Raw genomic sequence first — 18,029 nt, forward strand, 5'->3', positions numbered from 1 at the left:
GAATTGCGTGCCAGCGTTACGCTGCTGAAGCCGAAAGCACAGGGTGGCAAAGGATTGAATGCTATCGGCGGCACCCTGCGGCGGCCGGCGGTGGGTCGGGTTGATGGCGCGCGCACCATGACTGAAGCCGAATCGGCACCAGTTGAATGCGCGAAGCACCATGATTGGGCCGCGCGCTCACGTGTCTCACGCGGCGTAGGGGCTCTGCACGATGGCACGGTGTGTGCGAGTCAGGGCGTCACACTCATCACCGCCCTCATCCGACCATGCTCACGCTTGCCACGCTTCGCCGCGCGCTCTATACGCTGATGTCGGCACGTTTCATCGAATTGCAGAAACAACGGCGCCGCTCGTAGACGAGGCGGCGCCAAGGTCGCGAAGCTCTCGCGCATAGCGGGCCTGTTGCCCAAAGCTCGCCAAACCCTTCGACCCTTCCGGCAGCGCCAGTTCACCGCGTTCCAAACGCTGCTTCAGATAGGTAAAACTTTGCGCCGTCTGTGCGAACAGATGGTCGCCCGCCGCTACCGGCGGGTATTTCGCCACCGCCTCGGGTGTCGCGAACTGCGGCAGTGGCGCGACCACGGTGTGGTAGTCGCAGGCGAAGAAAAGTGGAAACGCGTAGCGCTCTTCCCTCACCTTGCGCACGCGATGTGACGTCGCCACGTATGTGCCGCCCGTCCACACCTCCAGCATGTCGCCGATGTTCACGACGAACGCGTTGTCGACCGGCGGCGCGTCGATCCACTCACCCTCGCCGTTCATCACTTCGAGGCCGGGGGCCGTCGGCAGCAGGATCGTGAAGCACTCGTAGTCGGTATGCGCGCCGATGCCCGGCCGGTCTTCCGCGGACGGGTCGAAGGGATAGTGAAGCAGGCGCAGCTGGCTCGGCGGTTTCTGCAAGTACCTGTCGAAATACGTTTCCGGCAAGCCGAGTGCGAGCGAGAAGCCGCGGAACAACGCGCGGCCGAGCGCGAACGCCGCGTCGTAATAGCCGCCGACCGCTTCACGAAAACCCGGCTGCTCAGGCCACCTATTCGGCCCAAGCATTGGCGTGCCGGCCGCTACGTCGGGGTCGTCGGGCGGCAGTTCGCGGCCCGTGTCGAACCCTTCCTTCCTGTCGCGCTTGCCGCCCGCGAAAACCTCTTCGCCTTCAGGCACATAGCCGCGATGCGCGGTCGAGTTGCCGATGTAATAGCGCATCTTCCAGTCGTCGGGGGTGGCGAAGAACTGCTTTGCCTGTTCTATTAGCGCAGCTTGCTGTGCGCGCGAGACCTGATGGCCGGTGACGTAGAAAAAGCCCACGTCACGCGCTGCGAGGTCGAGTTCGCGCGCGGTTGCAAGACGCAGGTGCGGGTCATCGCTAAAGAGGCCGCTGACGTCGACGACGGGCAGGCGGTCGAAACGGGTGTGAGTGTGGTTCATGAGGGTTCCCAATGCGTGCTGCGGTTCGATGGGCCAGCGAGCCGGCAAATGCGTCTGCAGTTCGGTTTACAGACCGTCATGCGCCCCGCGTCCGGCAAGAAACGTCGCGAAATGGCGCCGCTCTTCGCGCCCCATCCACGTGTTGATCTCCCACAGATCGGCCACCGGCGCATTCGTGAACGGCAAGGTGTGCAGATAGCCGTCGGGGCCGAACTCCGGCGTCATCGTCGTGGTGGTGTAACCCCGATCGATCTGTGCGCGCCACAGCACCTCCCAGATCCGCTGGTGCGAGGCGAGGCAGTCTGCGTACTCGGGCGCAGCGGGATGCGGAACCTGCGGACCTTGTGGATAGCCGACACGCCCGTGCAGATGATGCGCATGAGGCGCAAGCTCGAAGATCGTGTCCCATTCGCCGTCGAGCAGACGCTCGCACACCGACACCCAATGGCTGAAGTCGCAGGTCAGCTTGAGTTCCGGCACCGCACGCGCGACATCGCGGGTAATCCATGGGTTGTAGAACGAGCGGCCACGATGCGTCTCGAAGCTGCAGATCACCTCGTGCTTCGCGGCGAGGTCCACCGCGCGCGCGAAGAAATCCACTTGTGTGGCCGCCGGCCACGCGTCGCAGCCCGCCATCACGTTGAAGAAGCGTGGCTTGAGCGGCTTGCCCCACACGATCTTTTCCTCGAAGTCGCGCAGGTGATCCGCCGGCGTGGCGGACCGCTCCGGCACATAACTGCCCGCCGTCGTGATCTCCGCGATGAACGCAAGACGTTCGTCGGCAATGGCCTGCGCAAACGCGTCACGCTCGGCGCCGCCCGTCGGAACCGGCGCCTCGATGCCGTCGAAGCCCGCGGCGCGCACCAGCGGCGCGGCATCATGCGGGCCGCCGTCGAATCCCCAGAACGTCTTGAACAGTTCGAAATTCATCGCCTCTCCAATTACATGCAAAATTGCATGCAATAATACACACGAAATTTCTTCGCCAATAAAATATCCTGGCTTCACCGTGCATGATTCAGGTGCGCCCGATTTCCGGCGCGATTAGCACTTAAACTGTGCAGCCCTCCTCCTCGTGGTGAATCGATGAAGAAGAAACTTGCACGTCACAAGGGGCAAGCGGTCGCGCGAGCCATTCTCGACATGGACTGGCAGTGGTCCTCGCATTTCGGCGACCTCGGACTGAACGACCTCAACTACAGCGATCTGTTTTGCCGGATGTGGGTCGAGCCGGAAAACGACTTCGCCAAAACAGCGCTCTACGAGTTCATGCCTGGCGTGAGCCGCCGCACCGCGGTTCGCTATGTGCAGGACCTGATCGACGTCGGCTGGCTGCTGGAGACGAGTTCCGAAGCGGATCGCCGCATCAAGCGAGTCAGTCTCGCGGCATCGATCGAGGCGCGCCTCGAGCAGTTTCTCGCCTACGTGCATCAGCGGTTTGCCGCGCTGGATTGAATCCTCGGCGCCCTATTTGCGTTGAAGGAGCCGCGTAACAGCGTCTCGCGATATCGCGCGCTCCAGCTGGCATATTTCTCGCTAGATTGGTTGCCGAGAGGTGCGGCAGCGTCGCATCTTAGGGATGCTAGGGTTCCGGTTCGCAAGAATGTCTGGTCCGAGAGCAGCCCGGTGCGGCAGTTCGTTCGACTCGGGCTCGATCCGGGAGCGCGCGGCGGCTGCACTACACGGCGGGACAAAAGCCCGGGAGATTGGCGATAGCGATGCCTATCGCGCCTCTCCGTGGCCGGCATTTGTCTCCCGCAGTTTTCGCGCAGTGTCCGCACCGTTCGGATTCTCGCGGGAACCGGTCATGTTGTTTTATCGCGCAGTCGCCGCGCGATCCAACTCAACAATCGCAATTGACCGGTCTCCTGGAGAAAAAGATGAAACGCTTCGCATCCGCCCGTAGGTCCCTCACTTCACTTAACCGTCTTCCCTCGCCGCGCCGCGTGCGTGGCGCGATCGCCGGCGCTGCCGCCGCGCTTGCCATTGGTTTCACCGGTTTCGCCGCCGCACCCGCGCAAGCGGCCGCGCCCCTCGCGATCGGCTATAGCGACTGGCCCGGCTTCGTCGCCTTCCAGATTGCCATCGACAAAGGCTGGTTCAAGGAGGCCGGCGTGGATGTCAATTTTCAGTGGTTCGACTACTCGGCATCGCTCGATGCGTTCTCCGCCGGCAAGCTCGACGCGGTCGGCGCAACCAACGGCGATGCGCTGGTCACCGGCGCAAGCGGCGCCAAAAACGTGATGGTCCTCCTGACCGATTACTCGAGCGGCAACGACATGATCGTGGCCAAACCGCCCATTCGCACGGTGGATGGACTCAAGGGCAAAAAAGTCGGTGTCGAAATGGGCCTGGTCGATCACCTGTTGCTGGACACGGCGCTGGAGAAACATGCGCTCAAGGAATCGGACATCACGCTCGTCAACGCGAAGACGAACGAGTTGCCGCAGGTGCTGGCATCCTCCAACGACGTTGCCGCGGTCGGCGCATGGCAGCCGAACGCGGGCGAAGCACTCAAGCGCGTGCCGGGCTCACGTCCGATCTTCACCTCGGCCGACGCGCCGGGGCTGATCTATGACGCAATCACGGTCAATCCGGTCAGTCTGCAGTCGCGCAAGGCCGACTGGGCCAAGGTGATCAAGGTCTGGTATCGCTGCGTGGCCTATATCAACGATCCGAAGACGCAACCGGATGCCGTGAAGATCATGTCCGCGCGCGTCGGCCTGACGCCGGCCCAGTATCTGCCGTTGCTCAAAGGCACACATCTGCTCGACGCAGCGGCGGCGAGGAAGGCCTTCGTCAAGGGTGACGGGCTGGACTCTGTGTACGGTTCGAGCGTGAACGCGGACAAGTTCAACGTGCGCAACGCGGTCTACAAGCAATCGCAGAACGTGAGCGCCTATCTCGACCCGGCGCTGACCAATGCGCCGTAAGGACCTCGCGATGGCCTGACCCGGCCTTCTGCGGCCGTAGCCGGGCGCTCCGGCCAGACATGGCAATATGGGCGGCAGCAGGCGCTGCCGCTCAACTCATGCGATTCGTTGCGGCGCCAAAGTAGCCCCCGCCCGAAGCTGTTATTCTTCCCTCTCTCCCGACCACCTCCCGGTCGCCTGCCGCCTCCGGGCGGCATTCCCAATGCGGCGCGTTCTCGCGCCCGGCATCAGCGAGACAGGAATTTGCATGTTTGGTTTTCTGCGCGGCTATTTTTCCAACGACCTGGCAATCGACCTCGGCACGTCGAACACCCTGATCTACATGCGTAGCAAGGGCATCGTGCTGGATGAACCCTCGGTAGTCTCGATTCGCCAGGAAGGCGGCCCGAACGGCAAGAAGATCATTCTGGCCGTCGGCAAGGAAGCGAAACAGATGCTCGGCAAGGTGCCGGGCAATATCGAGGCGATCCGCCCGATGAAGGACGGCGTGATCGCCGACTTCAACATTACCCAGCAGATGATCAAGCGCTTCATCCAGATGGCGCACGAGTCGCGCATGTTCGCGCCGTCGCCGCGTATCATCATCTGCGTGCCGTGCGGCTCGACCCAGGTCGAGCGCCGCGCGATCAAGGAAGCCGCGCATAGCGCGGGCGCCTCTCAGGTCTATCTGATCGAAGAGCCGATGGCCGCGGCCACCGGCGCCGGCTTGCCCGTCTCCGAGGCGACCGGCTCGATGGTGGTCGATATTGGCGGCGGCACGACCGAAGTGGGTGTGATCTCGCTCGGCGGCATCGTCTACAAGGGTTCGGTGCGCGTGGGCGGCGACAAGTTCGACGATGCGATCGTCAACTACATCCGCCGCAACTACGGGATGCTGATCGGCGAACAGACCGCCGAGGCGATCAAGAAGGAAATCGGTTCCGCGTTTCCGGGCTCCGAAGTCAAGGAGATGGAGGTCAAGGGCCGCAATATGTCGGAAGGCATTCCGCGCAGCTTCACCGTGTCCAGCAACGAGATTCTCGAAGCGCTCACCGATCCGCTGAATCAGATCGTCTCGGCGGTGAAGATCGCGCTGGAACAGACACCGCCGGAACTGGGCGCCGACATCGCCGAGCGCGGCATCATGCTCGCGGGCGGCGGCGCGTTGCTGCGCGACCTGGACCGCCTGCTTGCGGAAGAAACCGGCTTGCCGGTGTTCGTCGCCGAAGCGCCGTTGACCTGTGTGGTGCGCGGCTCGGGCATGGCGCTGGAGCGGATGGATAAGTTCGGCGGGGCTTTTTCTTACGAGTGAGGGTGGCCCCTCACGACACGAACGGCAACTTGCTATCGCGTGCCGCTGCCAGCATCGACAGGGTGATCTTGCGCACTTCCAGCTTGCTCTGCGTGATATGCGCGCGCAGCAGGATGATCGCTTCCGTCACCCGCTTGCGTTCGATCAGGTTCAGCATGGTCGAATGTTCGTCGTAGGTGGCGCTCGTGCGGTGCGGTTTCAGAAAGTCCAGCCGCCGCACGATGCGAATGCGCTCGGTCACTTCGTTATGCACGCGCAGCATCTCCGCGTTGCCGGTCGCGGCGACCAGTTGACGATGGAAATTCTCGTCCATGCCGAACATCTTCACCGGATCGCTCTCGCGCATTTCGGACTCGACACACCATACCGCCTGCAGCGCTTCGACGGCCGCATGCGCGGCGTCGCCGCCCGCCCCCACACGCTCGACGGCCGCCACTTCCAGCACGATGCGCAGATCGTAGAGCTGATCGATCTGGTCGAAATTGATCGGCGCCACTTTCCAGCCGCGCCGGAAGCCGACTTCCAGATAGCCCTCGCGTTGCAGGCGAAACAGGCCGTCGCGCATCGGCGTGCGCGACACGCCGTAGTGTTGCGCGATGCCGTTCTCCGAAAAGCGGTCGCCGGGAAACAGGCGGAAGCTGAAGATATCGTTCTTCAGTTGCTGGTACACCTGCTCGGCGAGCGGATTGGCCGCGGCCGGCACGGCAGGCATACCTTGCATCATGGTGTCCAGATCCTGGTCGAGGGTGAATGAACGTTGGCCTTCAGTTTGCCTTCCGTTTGCCTTCAGTCGGCATTCAGACTGTCGAGATAAGCGCGCCACCCGCCAAAAGAAGTGATGTCGGTTGCGCCGCTGCCGTCGCTTACCGCCGACGGTTCGCAGATGAAGCCTTTCACATTGACGCCGTTAGCCAGTTGCACGGTGCCGATGCCAAGCGGCGCGGGTACGTCGGCGACGAACTTGCCGAAGGTGCGCAGCGGCACTTCCCAGACTTCCACGGCGATGGGCGCGCCGTGCTGGCTGGCTACGCGCACCAGCCCTGGTTTTGGCGGCTGCGTGCCGGCAAGCGCGTAAAGCATATAAGCGGGGGTGGTTTGGGTCGCCACGACGAAACGCGCGCCGGCTTCCTGAAGTTGCCAGTTCAGCGGCTGGCCACGCAGATGCGCGCCGACCACGGCGAGCGTGACAGTCGGCTCCTGAAACGGCAGCGGTTCGATCGTGTTCACCGTGGCCGCGGTCCCAGTTCTGTTTGCCGGTTCGGCCACGGCCGCCATCTCGCTCTCGCTCCCGCTGCGGGCCTCGAGGGCACTCGCGAACAGCGCCTGAATCCGTGCGCCCAACTCGGCGAGACGCCGATCCGCGCCGCTCGGCGCGATCAGCGTGACGCCGGCCGGCAAGCCGTCGTGGCGACGCTGGCATGGCACGGCCAGCGCGCACAGATCGAGCAGGTTGACGAAGTTCGTGTAGTAGCCAAGCTGGCTGTTCAACTCGACAGGATTGGCTTGCACGTCGGCGATCAGCGGATGCGTCGGCGTGGTCGGAACGATCAGGATGTCGATCGCCTCGAAAAGCTGTTCGGCGTGGCGCTTCAGGTCGGCGAGTGCGTACTGGCCGTTGAATGCGTCGGCGGCGCTATAGCGGTCCGCTTTGCCGATCACCGTGGCGACGACCGGATCGACCGCTTCGTGATGCGACTCGAAGAATGCGCCGAGCGCGGCGCGCCGTTCGGCCACCCAGGGGCCGTCGTAGAGCAGCGCGGAAACCTGCTTGAGCGGCTGGAAATCGATCGGCGTGGGATCGAGGTGCAGGTGCGTAGCGAGGGTATCGAGTGCAGCGAAGAATGCCTGAGTCGCCGCAGTGTCGCCGAAGAACTCGAGCCGATCCGGTACGCCGATCCGCGGGGCGTCGTGCAAGAGACCGAGACTCGGTACTTTGCGCGAGTAGCCGTCGAGCGGATCGAAGCACGCAATTTCATTGAACACGCGCCACGCATCGTCGACGTCGTGCGCGAACACCGAGATCGTGTCGAGGGTACGGCACGCCGGCACGACACCGCGCTTGCTAACGAGTCCGAGCGACGGCTTCAGGCCGACAAGCCCGTTGAACCCAGCCGGGACACGCCCCGAACCGGCCGTGTCGGTGCCGAGCGAAAAGGCCACGCAACCCGCGGCCACCGCGACCGCCGAGCCGGAACTCGAGCCGCCCGACACGCGCTGCGGAAACTCGGTGTGCCGCACCGCGCCGTAAGGCGAACGCGTGCCGACGAGGCCTGTCGCGAACTGGTCGAGATTGGTCTTGCCGATCAGGATCGCACCGGCGTCGATGAGGCGCTGCACAGCGAATGCCGAAGTGTCCGGCGTATAGCTGAAAGGCTCGCATGCGGCGGTGGTCGGCAAACCGGCGACGTCGATATTGTCTTTGACCGCGAACGGCACGCCGAACAGCGGCATCCGCTCGAACACGGCGTCGCCCTGCTCTTCGTATAGCGCTTCGAGCGCGTGGGCGCGGGCCTGCACGTCTGCTGTGGGCACATGCAAGATCCAGACTTCCGGCCGGTCGATTTCGGCGATGCGAGCAAGTGCCGACGTCACGACCTCCATCGGCGTAAGACGTTTGGCGGCATAAGCCGCGAGGAGACTACGGACCTTCAGGGGCGAGGAAATAGGCACGGGTTCTTCCTTGAGTTCAATCTTGAATACAAGTTTTGACTCAAATGAGCAGGAGTTGTGCCAAGTGCACCCCAAGCGTGCCAGAACACGCCGCCCGCCTTATCAGGTTTGGCTTGGCGACGATTTTCCGGTGGCCAGACCGAGCCGCGGTGCCGCCCTTCGATCAAGGCGCGGTGGTGCAGCGCTCCCCAATTCGGGGCTCCCGCGCCCCGCATTCGCGCTTGGCGCGCCCGGGGGTTGAGTCAGCCGAGGGTAAACCGGCCCAGCGAACCCTGTCCGACGAACCGCGGCGAAGTCGCGATGCATAAGGCCCATGGAGGCCTTTTTCCGCCATTTAAGCATCGCTTAAGCACAGGGTCTGCATAATCTCGCCCGTCAAAATACCCCTATTGGCCGGCATGTTTTTCTATCGGGCATTCAAAACACGATATCCTCGGCGGGCCTTTCGGCATTTTGCCTTCCCGGGCCTTCGCTTTGGCCCGACTATGGTATTGTCCGACCTGCGTTTTATAGTGCATCGCCACACTCAATCGGGAAGCGCAATCGCTCCCTAGAAAAAGATTATGGAAGTTCAAAACGCCCGTCGTTGGGCACCACGGGGACCACGCGCCTGGTTCACCGCCGCCGCCGCATTGGCGATCGCCAGCGGTGTGCGCATGTTGCTCCATCCCTTACTCGGACCAATCATGCCGGGCACCGCGTTCTGTATCGCGGCGGCACTGGTCGAGTATTTTTGCGGCCTGGCGCCGGCGCTCGGGGTTATGTTGCTCGGCTTGGGTATCGCCGACTATCTGTTCGTCCCGCCCTACGCAACCATCGCCGTATTCGATCGCGCCGACCTGGTCCTGCTGGTCTCGTATCCGTTGGTGACGCTGCTCGTCATCATATTGATCGAACGCCTGCGCCGCGCGCAGTTTCGTGCGGAACTGATCGCATCGGTTGCGCAATCGCGCTATGAAATGCTGCTGCGTCACGACAACGAACGCCTGCTCGCACGCCGCGCCGTCGACGAAACGCACCGGCTGCTGCGCCATCTGTCGCATCATCACAGGACCTTCATTTTCATTCAGGCGCTCGAGCGCAACGCGCTGCAACCGGCGGACGACCTCAAGCGGCAAGGTGTGCTGCCCCGTCTGCCCAACGAAATCGCGCCGGGCCCGCGCTTTGCCGACGTCGATCACGAAGACATCCAGCGGCTCAGCAAGGCGCTGTGGCCCGGCAGCCATCGCGTGCGCCTCAAGATCGGCGATGGCGCGTTGAAGCTGACCGAGTGCGTGTGCGAACGGTTCACCACCCATGCCGGCGAGTTCCTCGTGCTGCGGATCGGGGCCTGATCCATGAGCCAGCCGACGAGTCTCTTCTTACCCGGCGACGATCATGCCGTGCTGATGCTGCACGGCCTGTCAAGCTCGCCGCTCGAATTACGTTTTCTCGCGCGCTATCTGAACGCCGAGGGCTTCACCACCTGCGCGCCGGTTCTGCCCGGCTACAGCGCAGGCTCCCAAGAAGCGGCAATGGAGGTCTGGCTCGAGGCCGCCGTGCGCGAGTACGACGCGTTGGCCGCGCGCTTTGCACGCGTCTCGATCTGCGGGTTGTCGATCGGTGCGGCGTTGGCGCTGGCGCTGGCGCATCGCCGTCCAGCGGCGCAATCGCTCGTGCTGTTGTCGCTGACGCTCTCTTACGACGGCTGGGCGATCCCCTGGTATCGTTTCCTGCTCAACTGGGCGTACTTCACGCCGATGCGCAAACGCTGGCGCTACCGCGAGGAAGCACCGTTCGGCTTGCGCAACGAAGCGCTCCGAGCGAAGATCGCCCGCGCCATGCAGCGCAGCGACTTCAGCGAGGTCGGTCCGTCGACGATTTCATTGCCGGCATTGCGCCAGGCAAGCCGCCTCGCCGCGAGCGTGCGCACGCAGGTGCGCGACATCAAGACCGATTGCCTGATTGTCCACGCGATCGACGATGAGACCTCGAGTCCCCGCAATGCCCGGTTTGTCGCCGCGAATATCGGCGCTGCCTTTTTACGCACAATCTGGCTGGATGATTCGTATCACATGATTACGTCAGATAACGAGCGCGAAATCGTCGCGCGCGAAACCGCGCTATTTCTGCGCGAGAGCGAAGTTGCCCATAGCGGCGACGATAGCGGCAAGCAACAGGTCGTCTCGAAGGCGCTGGCGCGGCGCCTTAGGCAACTTGCGGCGCTTGGCAAGGCGCGCGCATGACGGCGCCTACCACGCATTCGACGCATTCGACGCAGAGAAACGGCCAGGCCGCGCGCGCGCCGCTGCATACCGCCGTCCGGTTCGGCAAATCCGCACGCATGTCACTGCTGCTCGCCGCTGCACTCGGCCTTTGCACAGCGCGCGCAGCCTACGCGGAGGATGCAAGTCCGAACGCGACCACTGACGCGAGCACGGGCGCGGCCACCGACAGCAAATGGAAAATCGGCGTGGGACCTGGCGTGGTGATCACGCCCAAGTACCCGGGATCGCGACAGTTGAGCGTATTCCCATTCCCTGCGCTGGACATCTCCTATGACGACCGGATTTTCTCGCAGGGCCCTGACGTGCTCGGCGTCAACGTACTGCACGGTCCTGCCTATCACGTGGGCGCGGCGCTGAGTTTCGACTTCCAGACTCGCAAGGAGTCCGACGATCCGCGCCTGCATGGACTTGGCAACGTGAATGGCGGTCCGAAACTGAAGCTTTTCGCTGACTACACGTGGTGGGCGTTTACCGGTTCGGTGGCGTTGTACCAGGATATCGCCGGGAATCACCAGGGGACGACGGTCAGCACGGATTTCGTGGCTTCCGCGCCGGTTGGCGGCTGGTTGTTCTCGGTGGGCCCAGGCTTTACCTGGGCGAACGCGACCTATACGCGGACGTTCTTCGGCGTGTCCGGGCAGCAGAGCGCCGCGTCAGGACTGCCCACGTATAGCACCAGTGCCGGGGTGCGGGACGTCCATATGAACGCCATGGTGACTTACGACTTTTCCAAACACTGGAATGGGTCGGTTTCCGCTACCTTCGGGCGACTGGAGCACGACGCGGCGAATAGCCCGATTACCGAAAAAAGATTCGAGCTCAACACACTCGCTTCGGTGAACTACAAGTTCTAGTTTCTGGCTTTTCGCACGCTCGCGGCGCGCGGAAAGCCAATCAAGCTTCAATCCCCTGTGCCAAGCTCTTCAACTTCAATTCCCAACTCGGCAGCCATGCGCCGCACCACCACCTGAAGCCGGCTCACCTCATCGGCAAGCCGCTTCTGTTCGGCTTTTACCGCCTCGAACGCCGACAAGGGCACGAGCTCATCTTCCCCGCCCGGCTGTGCCAGATCACTCGCGCTGACTTCGCCGCATAGCAGATGCGCCCAGCGATTTTCGCGCTCGCCCGGCGTGCGGGCCAGCTTCGCTACCCGCGGCGGGTCGTTGGCAGCCAACTCGTCGAGAAACGCCTCGACCGACGAGATGTCGGCAAATCCATGCAGGCGCGCGCTGTTCAAGCGCAACTCGGCCGCCGTCTGCGGACCGCGCAGCAGCAATGTGGTCAGCAAGGCCGCCGACTGACTTGGCAAGCCCAATACCCGATTCATGTTGTGCTCGAAGCGCGGCACGCGGCTGCTGCTGCCCTCCATCACCAGGCTCAGGCGCTTCAAGCCGTCGATGGCGGTCAGCACCTCGGCTTCGGTCGCATTCATCACGGGTGTGCGGCCGGTCTTCTGATTGCAGCCCAAGGTCAGCGCGTTCAGCGAAAGCGGATAACTGTCCGGCACGGTGTGTTGCTTTTCGACTAACACGCCAAGCACGCGCCCTTCAAGCAAGGTCAAAGCGCGGATTGAGGGACGGGAAACAGCGTCGGGAGTGGAGTTCATGGAGGATGTCGCCGCATGCGCCGCCTGGTCTCGTGGAGGGTGTGCATTACCGTGGCACAGCCGGGCGGCAGGTTTTAGTTTGTGGGCACTATGATAAACGCCCCGGCCGCTCGCGGTGTACGAATCTCCGCAATGGCCGAGTGTGTCCCGAACGCGTCCGCATTCCTCGAAGCGCATGTCTGTTTCGTTGATGAATATCCACACTCATGTAAAAGACGCTATGAGCATGATGTGGCCAGGGCGCCCGCTGCTCAGGCTCAGGCGAGTCTTCGATATGTGGTTTAACGGCGCGCGTCCAGCGCGATCCGCACGGCCAGACCGGCGAGCACGGTGCCCATCAGCCAGCGTTGCACCAGCAGCCACACTGGCCGCCCAGCGAGAAACCCGGCAATCGAACCCGCCGTGCTCGCAATCAGCGCATTGATCGTGACGGCGATAACAATCTGCACGCAGCCCAGCGCGATCGACTGCGTGAGCACGCTGCCGTGCTCCGGTGAAATGAATTGCGGCAGCAGCGACAGATACATCACGGCGATCTTTGGATTCGCGAGGTTTGTCACGAGGCCCATCGTGAACAGCTTGCGGCGGCTGTCGTGCGGCAGGTCGCGCACCTGGAACGGCGAGCGGCCGCCCGGCTTGACCGCTTGCCACGCCAGATACAGCAGGTAAAGTGCGCCGCCGAATCGCAACGCGTCGTACGCGTAAGGCACCGTCAACAGCAGCGCCGTGATACCGAACGCCGCGCAAAACACGTAGAACACATAGCCGAGCGCGACGCCGCCGAGCGACACGAGTCCGGCGCGCCGCCCCTGGCAGAGCGATCTCGAGATCAGATAGATCATGTTCGGGCCGGGCGTGAGCACCATGCCGAACGAGACCAGGGCGAAGGCGAGCAGGGTTGTGACAGCGGGCACGGCGGTCTCCTCTGTGAATTGAAGTCGGGCAACGCCACCCAATATAGCCGATGTCGCCGCTTCAAGCCCTCTATCCGGACCTGAAAAACCCACGCCGGCAGTTGAACGGCGGTCATCGCGTTTGTGGCCGGAACTGCCGTTCCATATGGCGCGGTACCGGGCCGATGGGGCGCTGCATTGCAGGAAACACTTGCGGCGAAGACTTTTGCCCGGTATCGTCGAGCCGTTCTGCATCGCAGCGCGGGAGAGATCGTCAGAGGTTTGTGACGACGCCGACGGAGCAACCGCCCCGGAAACTCTCAGGCAAAAGGACCGCGCAGCTGGAACATCTGGAGAGCGGCGCCGTGCGCGCCCACCGAAGGGGATTCCCCGCATACCGCTTACGTCGCGCGCGTATGCTCACGGGAAGAAACTCTCAGGTACATGAACAGATGGGGCATCGACGCCGGTTTCGATACGAAATCGACACCGGTGATGCTCAACTACTCTGGATCATGTCATGTCAAGAATCGCCATTATCGGCGCCGGCATTACCGGCGTCACGACTGCTCACGCCCTGGCGCAGCGCGGCCACCACGTCACCGTGTTCGAACGTCATCGCTATGCGGCGATGGAGACCTCGTTCGCCAACGGTGGCCAACTGTCCGCCAGCAATGCGGAAGTCTGGAACAGTGCGGCCACCGTGCTGAAGGGCTTGCGCTGGATGCTCACGCGCGACGCCCCGCTGCTGCTCAATCCGATGCCCACGTGGCACAAGTATTCGTGGATGGGCGAATTTTTACGGCAGATTCCGCGCTATCGCGCGAACACCGTCGAAACGGTGCGGCTCGCGATTGCAGCGCGTGAGCATCTGTTTTCGATCGCCGAGCGCGAGGGGATCGACTTCGATCTGGAGCGGCGCGGCATTTTGCACATCTATAAGACGCGCAAGGAATTCGATGCCGCGAGCAAGGTGAATGAATTGCTGCGCGAAGGCGGCCTGGACCGGAATCCGGTGACGTCGAGCGAGTTGCATGCGATCGAGCCTACGCTGCAGGGTGATTTTTTTGGCGGTTTTTTTACGCCTTCGGATTCGACTGGCGATATTCACAAGTTCACACGTGGGCTTGCAGAGGCGTGCGCGCGGCATGGCGTGGAGTTTCATTACGATGCGGAAATTACGGCTATCGAACAGCCGGCTGAGGGGCGGTTTTCGCTGAGCGTGAATCTGGCCGGTGAGCCGCAGCAGTTTGCTTTTGAGCAGATCGTGGTGTGTGCCGGTGTAAAGAGCCGCGATTTTGCGGCAATGCTGGGCGATCACGTGAATGTCTACCCGGTGAAGGGCTATTCGATCACCGTTTGCCTCGACGATGAAGTGAGCCAGCAGCGCGCGCCGTGGGTGAGTCTGCTCGACGATAGCGCGAAGATCGTGACTAGCCGGCTCGGCGTGGATCGGTTTCGGGTCGCCGGCACGGCGGAGATCAATGGGTTCAATCGGGATATTCGGTCGGATCGGATCGCGCCTTTGGTCGACTGGACTCGACGGTATTTTCCTGAGGTGTCGACTTCGAAGGTGATTCCATGGGCTGGGTTACGGCCTATGCTGCCGAGTATGTTGCCGAAGGTGGGGCGCGGGAAACGGCGCGGCGTCTTTTATAACACCGGGCATGGGCATTTGGGGTGGACGTTGTCGGCGGCTACGGCGCAGGTCGTGGCTGGGTCTATTCAATAGGTCTTGTTTTTGCCTGCGCGGCGCTTGTTGGTCTGTGCTTTTGTGGCGTTGGCCTTGACATCTGCTAGTGTTGTCCAATCGCTGTCCCCTCTCGAGGGAATCTCCATGGCTAGCTCCCGCTCCGCCGCGCGCAGCAACGCAAGCACGCACCTCACCGATGGACAGATCGCCGCAGAAGCGATCAGGCGCCTAGCCTGGGATGCAGCCCTTCCCCCAAACGTCCTGCATGTCAAAGTCTTACACGGCCGCATCAGCCTGCTAGGCGAACTTCACCGCGAGCAACAAAGAACCGCAGCACTCGAAGACGTCTCCCGCCTGTTCGGCGTAACAGGCATTTCAGACCACACGACGATAAAACCAAGCGTGTTGATATAGCCTTTCGCGTGATAGCCAGGCGCGCGCAGATTGTCGTGGCGTGGAGTGTGGAGCGGCCGATTCGATTGCCGGCCCGAACGGTGGCTAGCGCCCGCTCGATTGTTCGATTGTGCGACTGCTCGTTCGCGGGTTTTCAGTTGAAGGGTCTCAAACCGGCTCTTTCTGGTCCCGTTGTGGCGGCTGGTAGCGCCATTTGCTGGCATTGGGATCGTTGCGCGCGTCGTCGCGTTCGCGTTGTTCGGCGCGCGCTTCATCGGCGCGGCCGAGTTCGGCGCGCCGGTCGCGCACGGCGCCTGGGGAATCGGATTGGCGCAACGGCGACGGCGAGCGCCGCTGAGAAGGTAATAGTGACATGGAGCCTCCCTTTTCGAGGATGTGGGACAAATCAACGTTTCTTGCCGGTCCAGCGGCGGTCCGGGCGGTGCAGGAGACGCAACTGACGCAGGTACATCGAGGCGCCGAACATCAGCACCATGCCGGCCACGATGCCCCAGATTGCGGATGTCATGATTTTTCCTTGGCCCGCCGGCCGCACAGCGCTTGATTGCCTGCGACGTGAAAGCGGGCGTCCGATTGAGCGCGCGGCTGATTTTGAGCAAACCTGTTTACGACGCGCGCCAAGCAAGGATCATGCGCTCAATTGGGCGCCGTGTCTGTACGTTGTTGGACTATTGATCTGTTGAGCCGTCGGCCCGCTGAAGTGCCCGAGGCTGCCGGTCTTGCGCCAGACTTTAAGCGAGCATTAAGTCGATGCGGTTACCCTCGATATGCTAAATGCGCGACGGCGGACCGCATCTGATTGGGGGCCTAAGCGCCCCCTGCCGTCCCGCCGCTCAGAAGCAGATTGACGTCGATATCAGCCAGTTCCCCAATCCTCTCAATCGTCACATCCGCAGGCGGATTGCTGGATATCTCTTTGGGATCGAAGGCGTAATGCCCCTGGCGAGGAAAAACCGTAGTCAGCCTCTCCCCCCAGGCCTTCTTCATGGCCGTCAAAATCCGCAACTTGTCATCCACCATCACGTACTGCCGGGCCGGATAACACTCCATCACCTGATCGAGCATCTGCTCCTTATGGATGTAGATCAAAACCCGTCCCTCGACCTCGTCCCATAAGCCCGAGCGGGCGATCTTGCGCGGCTGGAACACCACATCGCCATCGGACAAAATCACCGCGGGCCCATGCTTCGACACGTTTTTGATCGCATCCAATGCCCCCGGATACAGCCGGTTCGCAAATGGATACTCGATCAGAAACGACGACATCAGCAACAGGCGCGTGTCCCGAGGCTGCTCCAGCCGATAGCGCTGCAACGCTCCAAGGTAATCGGCGTAACCAAGCTCCGCGCGCAAGTCTTCAAATATTTCCCAGTACCGCGCGCTGTTCTTCTCGCCGAACTCCCGGATCATGTGCGCACGTAAATCCGCCAGCACATGATCGTTGTCCAGCAACGTGTTATCGCAATCGAACAGAAACACGACGTCGTGAGGCGTAGCATTAGCGGCTTCCATTCCGGCTCCCATGAATTAGCTCGTGTGCCCAGCGGCCGGCGTGGCCGCTTTCTCGACGTGACCGCCAAAGTCGTGCCGCATCGCCGATAACACCCGGTTCGCAAAATCCGCGTCGCCCCGCGAGCTGAAACGCGCGAACAGCGCCGCGCTCAGCACCGGCGTGGGCACGCCTTCGTCGATCGCCGCCGCCACGGTCCAGCGCCCTTCGCCCGAGTCCGATACGCGTCCTGCGTAGCTTTGCAGATCGGCGTCGCTGACGAGCGATCCCGCTATCAGGTCCAGCAGCCACGAACCGATCACGCTGCCGCGCCGCCATACCTCGGTGACCTCGGCGAGATTCAATTCGTACTGGTAAAGCTCGGGACGGCGCAGCGGCGATGTTTCGGCATCGGCTTCGCGCGCGTGTTTGCCGGCGTCGGCGTGGCGCAGGATGTTCAGGCCTTCGGCATACGCGGCCATCATTCCGTATTCGATGCCGTTGTGGACCATCTTCACAAAGTGTCCCGCCCCCTGCGGACCGCAATGCAGGAAGCCCTGATCGGCCGTGCTGGCGCCGGCTGGGCGGCCTGGCGTGGCAGGCGCCGCGCCCGCACCCGGCGCGAGCGTCGAGAAAATCGGTTCGAGCCGCTTCACGACCTCAGTCTCGCCGCCGATCATCAGGCAGTAGCCGCGCTCACGGCCTGCGACGCCGCCGCTCGTGCCGACGTCCACATAGTGAAGCTGACGGCTGGCCAGGTCGGCGCTGCGGCGAATGTCGTCGTGGTAATAGGAGTTGCCGCCGTCGATCACGATGTCGCCGGGCTCCAGCAAGGGCACGAGGTTCCCGAGCGTCTTGTCGACTACCGCGGCGGGCACCATCAGCCACACCGCGCGCGGTTTTTGCAGTTGCGCGACCAGGTCTTCGAGCGACGCTGCACCTGCTATGCCCTCCTGCTTCAGCTTGTCCACCGCGGCCGCTTGCACGTCGTAAGCGATGCATTGCTGACCGCCCTTCGTCAGGCGACGCACCATGTCCGCGCCCATGCGTCCCAATCCAATCATGCCTAGTTGCATATCTCGCTCCGGAAAGTGTCTCGTTGCGCACTTCGATCTGGTTCGGCGTACTGGCGCCATGCTGCGCGTTTCATCTGCGGCAAGTGGCTCTTCTGACTGTAGGTGCGTTTACGTGATTCGACGAACACACGGTAGCAGCCTAGGATCGTCCGCGCAGTGAATCGGCCATCCTCGCCGGCATTGAACGACGATACGCTTCTTTGCAGCGGTTTTGCACAGCCTGAAGTTCCGGACGTGCGTTGGTGCGAACCGCGTGCGAGCCGCGTGCGAACCGC

The 18,029-nt window shown here is 62.7% G+C and carries 18 protein-coding genes and 2 riboswitches; of the genes, 8 read left to right on the forward strand and 10 right to left on the reverse strand.

Annotated elements, in window-relative coordinates:
• Positions 1-321 precede the first annotated feature (321 nt).
• Both P3T22_RS23395 and P3T22_RS23400 read right to left on the reverse strand, forming a co-directional pair.
• A complete protein-coding gene (locus P3T22_RS23395) occupies positions 322-1,422 on the reverse strand; it encodes an isopenicillin N synthase family dioxygenase (protein ID WP_082855337.1) in 1,101 nt (366 codons plus the stop codon).
• A gap of 66 nt (positions 1,423-1,488) precedes the next feature.
• On the reverse strand, positions 1,489-2,352 hold the full coding sequence (locus P3T22_RS23400) for a sugar phosphate isomerase/epimerase family protein (protein WP_063499188.1): 864 nt from the start codon (positions 2,350-2,352) through the stop codon (positions 1,489-1,491).
• A gap of 156 nt (positions 2,353-2,508) precedes the next feature.
• Here P3T22_RS23400 and P3T22_RS23405 point away from each other — a divergent pair, with 156 nt between their 5' ends.
• The 3 genes from P3T22_RS23405 to P3T22_RS23415 all read left to right on the forward strand — a co-directional run bounded on the left by P3T22_RS23405 (position 2,509) and on the right by P3T22_RS23415 (position 5,646).
• On the forward strand, positions 2,509-2,877 hold the full coding sequence (locus P3T22_RS23405; protein ID WP_063499189.1) for a hypothetical protein: 369 nt from the start codon (positions 2,509-2,511) through the stop codon (positions 2,875-2,877).
• 116 nt (positions 2,878-2,993) lie between these two features.
• Positions 2,994-3,129, forward strand: a riboswitch (guanidine-I (ykkC/yxkD leader).
• Between the two features lie 173 nt (positions 3,130-3,302).
• Positions 3,303-4,355: an ABC transporter substrate-binding protein gene (locus P3T22_RS23410; RefSeq protein ID WP_063499190.1), complete on the forward strand. Its 1,053-nt coding sequence runs from the start codon at positions 3,303-3,305 to the stop codon at positions 4,353-4,355.
• A gap of 247 nt (positions 4,356-4,602) precedes the next feature.
• On the forward strand, positions 4,603-5,646 hold the full coding sequence (locus P3T22_RS23415; protein ID WP_063499191.1) for a rod shape-determining protein: 1,044 nt from the start codon (positions 4,603-4,605) through the stop codon (positions 5,644-5,646).
• A 10-nt stretch (positions 5,647-5,656) separates the two neighbouring features.
• On the opposite strand, the gene P3T22_RS23420 is transcribed toward P3T22_RS23415, so the two are convergent.
• Together P3T22_RS23420 and atzF are read right to left on the reverse strand one after the other, a co-directional pair.
• Positions 5,657-6,370: a GntR family transcriptional regulator gene (locus P3T22_RS23420; protein ID WP_082855338.1), complete on the reverse strand. Its 714-nt coding sequence runs from the start codon at positions 6,368-6,370 to the stop codon at positions 5,657-5,659.
• Positions 6,371-6,432: 62 nt separating this feature from the next.
• On the reverse strand, positions 6,433-8,316 hold the full coding sequence (gene atzF, locus P3T22_RS23425) for an allophanate hydrolase (RefSeq protein ID WP_429326272.1): 1,884 nt from the start codon (positions 8,314-8,316) through the stop codon (positions 6,433-6,435).
• Positions 8,317-8,879: 563 nt separating this feature from the next.
• Here atzF and P3T22_RS23430 point away from each other — a divergent pair.
• The 3 genes from P3T22_RS23430 (at position 8,880) to P3T22_RS23440 (ending at position 11,437) form a co-directional block, all read left to right on the forward strand.
• Positions 8,880-9,650 (forward strand): DUF4118 domain-containing protein, encoded by a 771-nt coding sequence (locus P3T22_RS23430; protein WP_063499192.1) that lies wholly within the window; start codon positions 8,880-8,882, stop codon positions 9,648-9,650.
• Positions 9,651-9,653: 3 nt separating this feature from the next.
• Positions 9,654-10,541 carry an alpha/beta hydrolase gene (locus P3T22_RS23435; protein WP_063499193.1) on the forward strand — a complete coding sequence of 296 codons (888 nt, stop codon included), beginning with the start codon at positions 9,654-9,656 and terminating at the stop codon, positions 10,539-10,541.
• A gap of 98 nt (positions 10,542-10,639) precedes the next feature.
• The gene (locus P3T22_RS23440) at positions 10,640-11,437 is read left to right on the forward strand and encodes a MipA/OmpV family protein (protein WP_429326308.1); all 798 of its coding nucleotides are present in this window, start codon (positions 10,640-10,642) and stop codon (positions 11,435-11,437) included.
• A 47-nt stretch (positions 11,438-11,484) separates the two neighbouring features.
• Here P3T22_RS23440 and P3T22_RS23445 read toward each other — a convergent pair whose 3' ends face one another.
• On the reverse strand, positions 11,485-12,189 hold the full coding sequence (locus P3T22_RS23445) for a YceH family protein (protein WP_063499194.1): 705 nt from the start codon (positions 12,187-12,189) through the stop codon (positions 11,485-11,487).
• 281 nt (positions 12,190-12,470) lie between these two features.
• Positions 12,471-13,103 carry a LysE family translocator gene (locus P3T22_RS23450; RefSeq protein WP_429326273.1) on the reverse strand — a complete coding sequence of 211 codons (633 nt, stop codon included), beginning with the start codon at positions 13,101-13,103 and terminating at the stop codon, positions 12,471-12,473.
• A gap of 231 nt (positions 13,104-13,334) precedes the next feature.
• A riboswitch (glycine riboswitch) is annotated at positions 13,335-13,428 on the forward strand.
• Positions 13,429-13,602: 174 nt separating this feature from the next.
• On the opposite strand from P3T22_RS23450, the gene P3T22_RS23455 reads away from it, so the two are divergent.
• Together P3T22_RS23455 and P3T22_RS23460 are read left to right on the forward strand one after the other, a co-directional pair.
• Entirely contained in the window at positions 13,603-14,814 is a 1,212-nt protein-coding gene (locus P3T22_RS23455; protein ID WP_063499196.1) for a D-amino acid dehydrogenase, read from the forward strand.
• 105 nt (positions 14,815-14,919) lie between these two features.
• Complete coding sequence (locus P3T22_RS23460; protein WP_063499197.1) at positions 14,920-15,189, forward strand: BON domain-containing protein; 270 nt, start codon at positions 14,920-14,922, stop codon at positions 15,187-15,189.
• A 147-nt stretch (positions 15,190-15,336) separates the two neighbouring features.
• On the opposite strand, the gene P3T22_RS23465 is transcribed toward P3T22_RS23460, so the two are convergent.
• The 4 genes from P3T22_RS23465 to gnd all read right to left on the reverse strand — a co-directional run bounded on the left by P3T22_RS23465 (position 15,337) and on the right by gnd (position 17,754).
• Positions 15,337-15,573, reverse strand: a complete 237-nt coding sequence (locus P3T22_RS23465) for a hypothetical protein (RefSeq protein ID WP_429326274.1) — start codon at positions 15,571-15,573, stop codon at positions 15,337-15,339.
• A gap of 1 nt (position 15,574) precedes the next feature.
• A complete protein-coding gene (locus tag P3T22_RS23470; RefSeq protein ID WP_256390498.1) occupies positions 15,575-15,697 on the reverse strand; it encodes a hypothetical protein in 123 nt (40 codons plus the stop codon).
• Between the two features lie 299 nt (positions 15,698-15,996).
• Positions 15,997-16,701, reverse strand: a complete 705-nt coding sequence (locus P3T22_RS23475; protein ID WP_063500729.1) for an HAD family hydrolase — start codon at positions 16,699-16,701, stop codon at positions 15,997-15,999.
• A 15-nt stretch (positions 16,702-16,716) separates the two neighbouring features.
• Positions 16,717-17,754 carry a phosphogluconate dehydrogenase (NAD(+)-dependent, decarboxylating) gene (gnd, locus tag P3T22_RS23480; protein ID WP_063499198.1) on the reverse strand — a complete coding sequence of 346 codons (1,038 nt, stop codon included), beginning with the start codon at positions 17,752-17,754 and terminating at the stop codon, positions 16,717-16,719.
• Positions 17,755-18,029: the final 275 nt, after the last annotated feature.

Source organism: Paraburkholderia sp. GAS348 (genome assembly GCF_050434205.1).
Classification (GTDB): domain Bacteria; phylum Pseudomonadota; class Gammaproteobacteria; order Burkholderiales; family Burkholderiaceae; genus Paraburkholderia.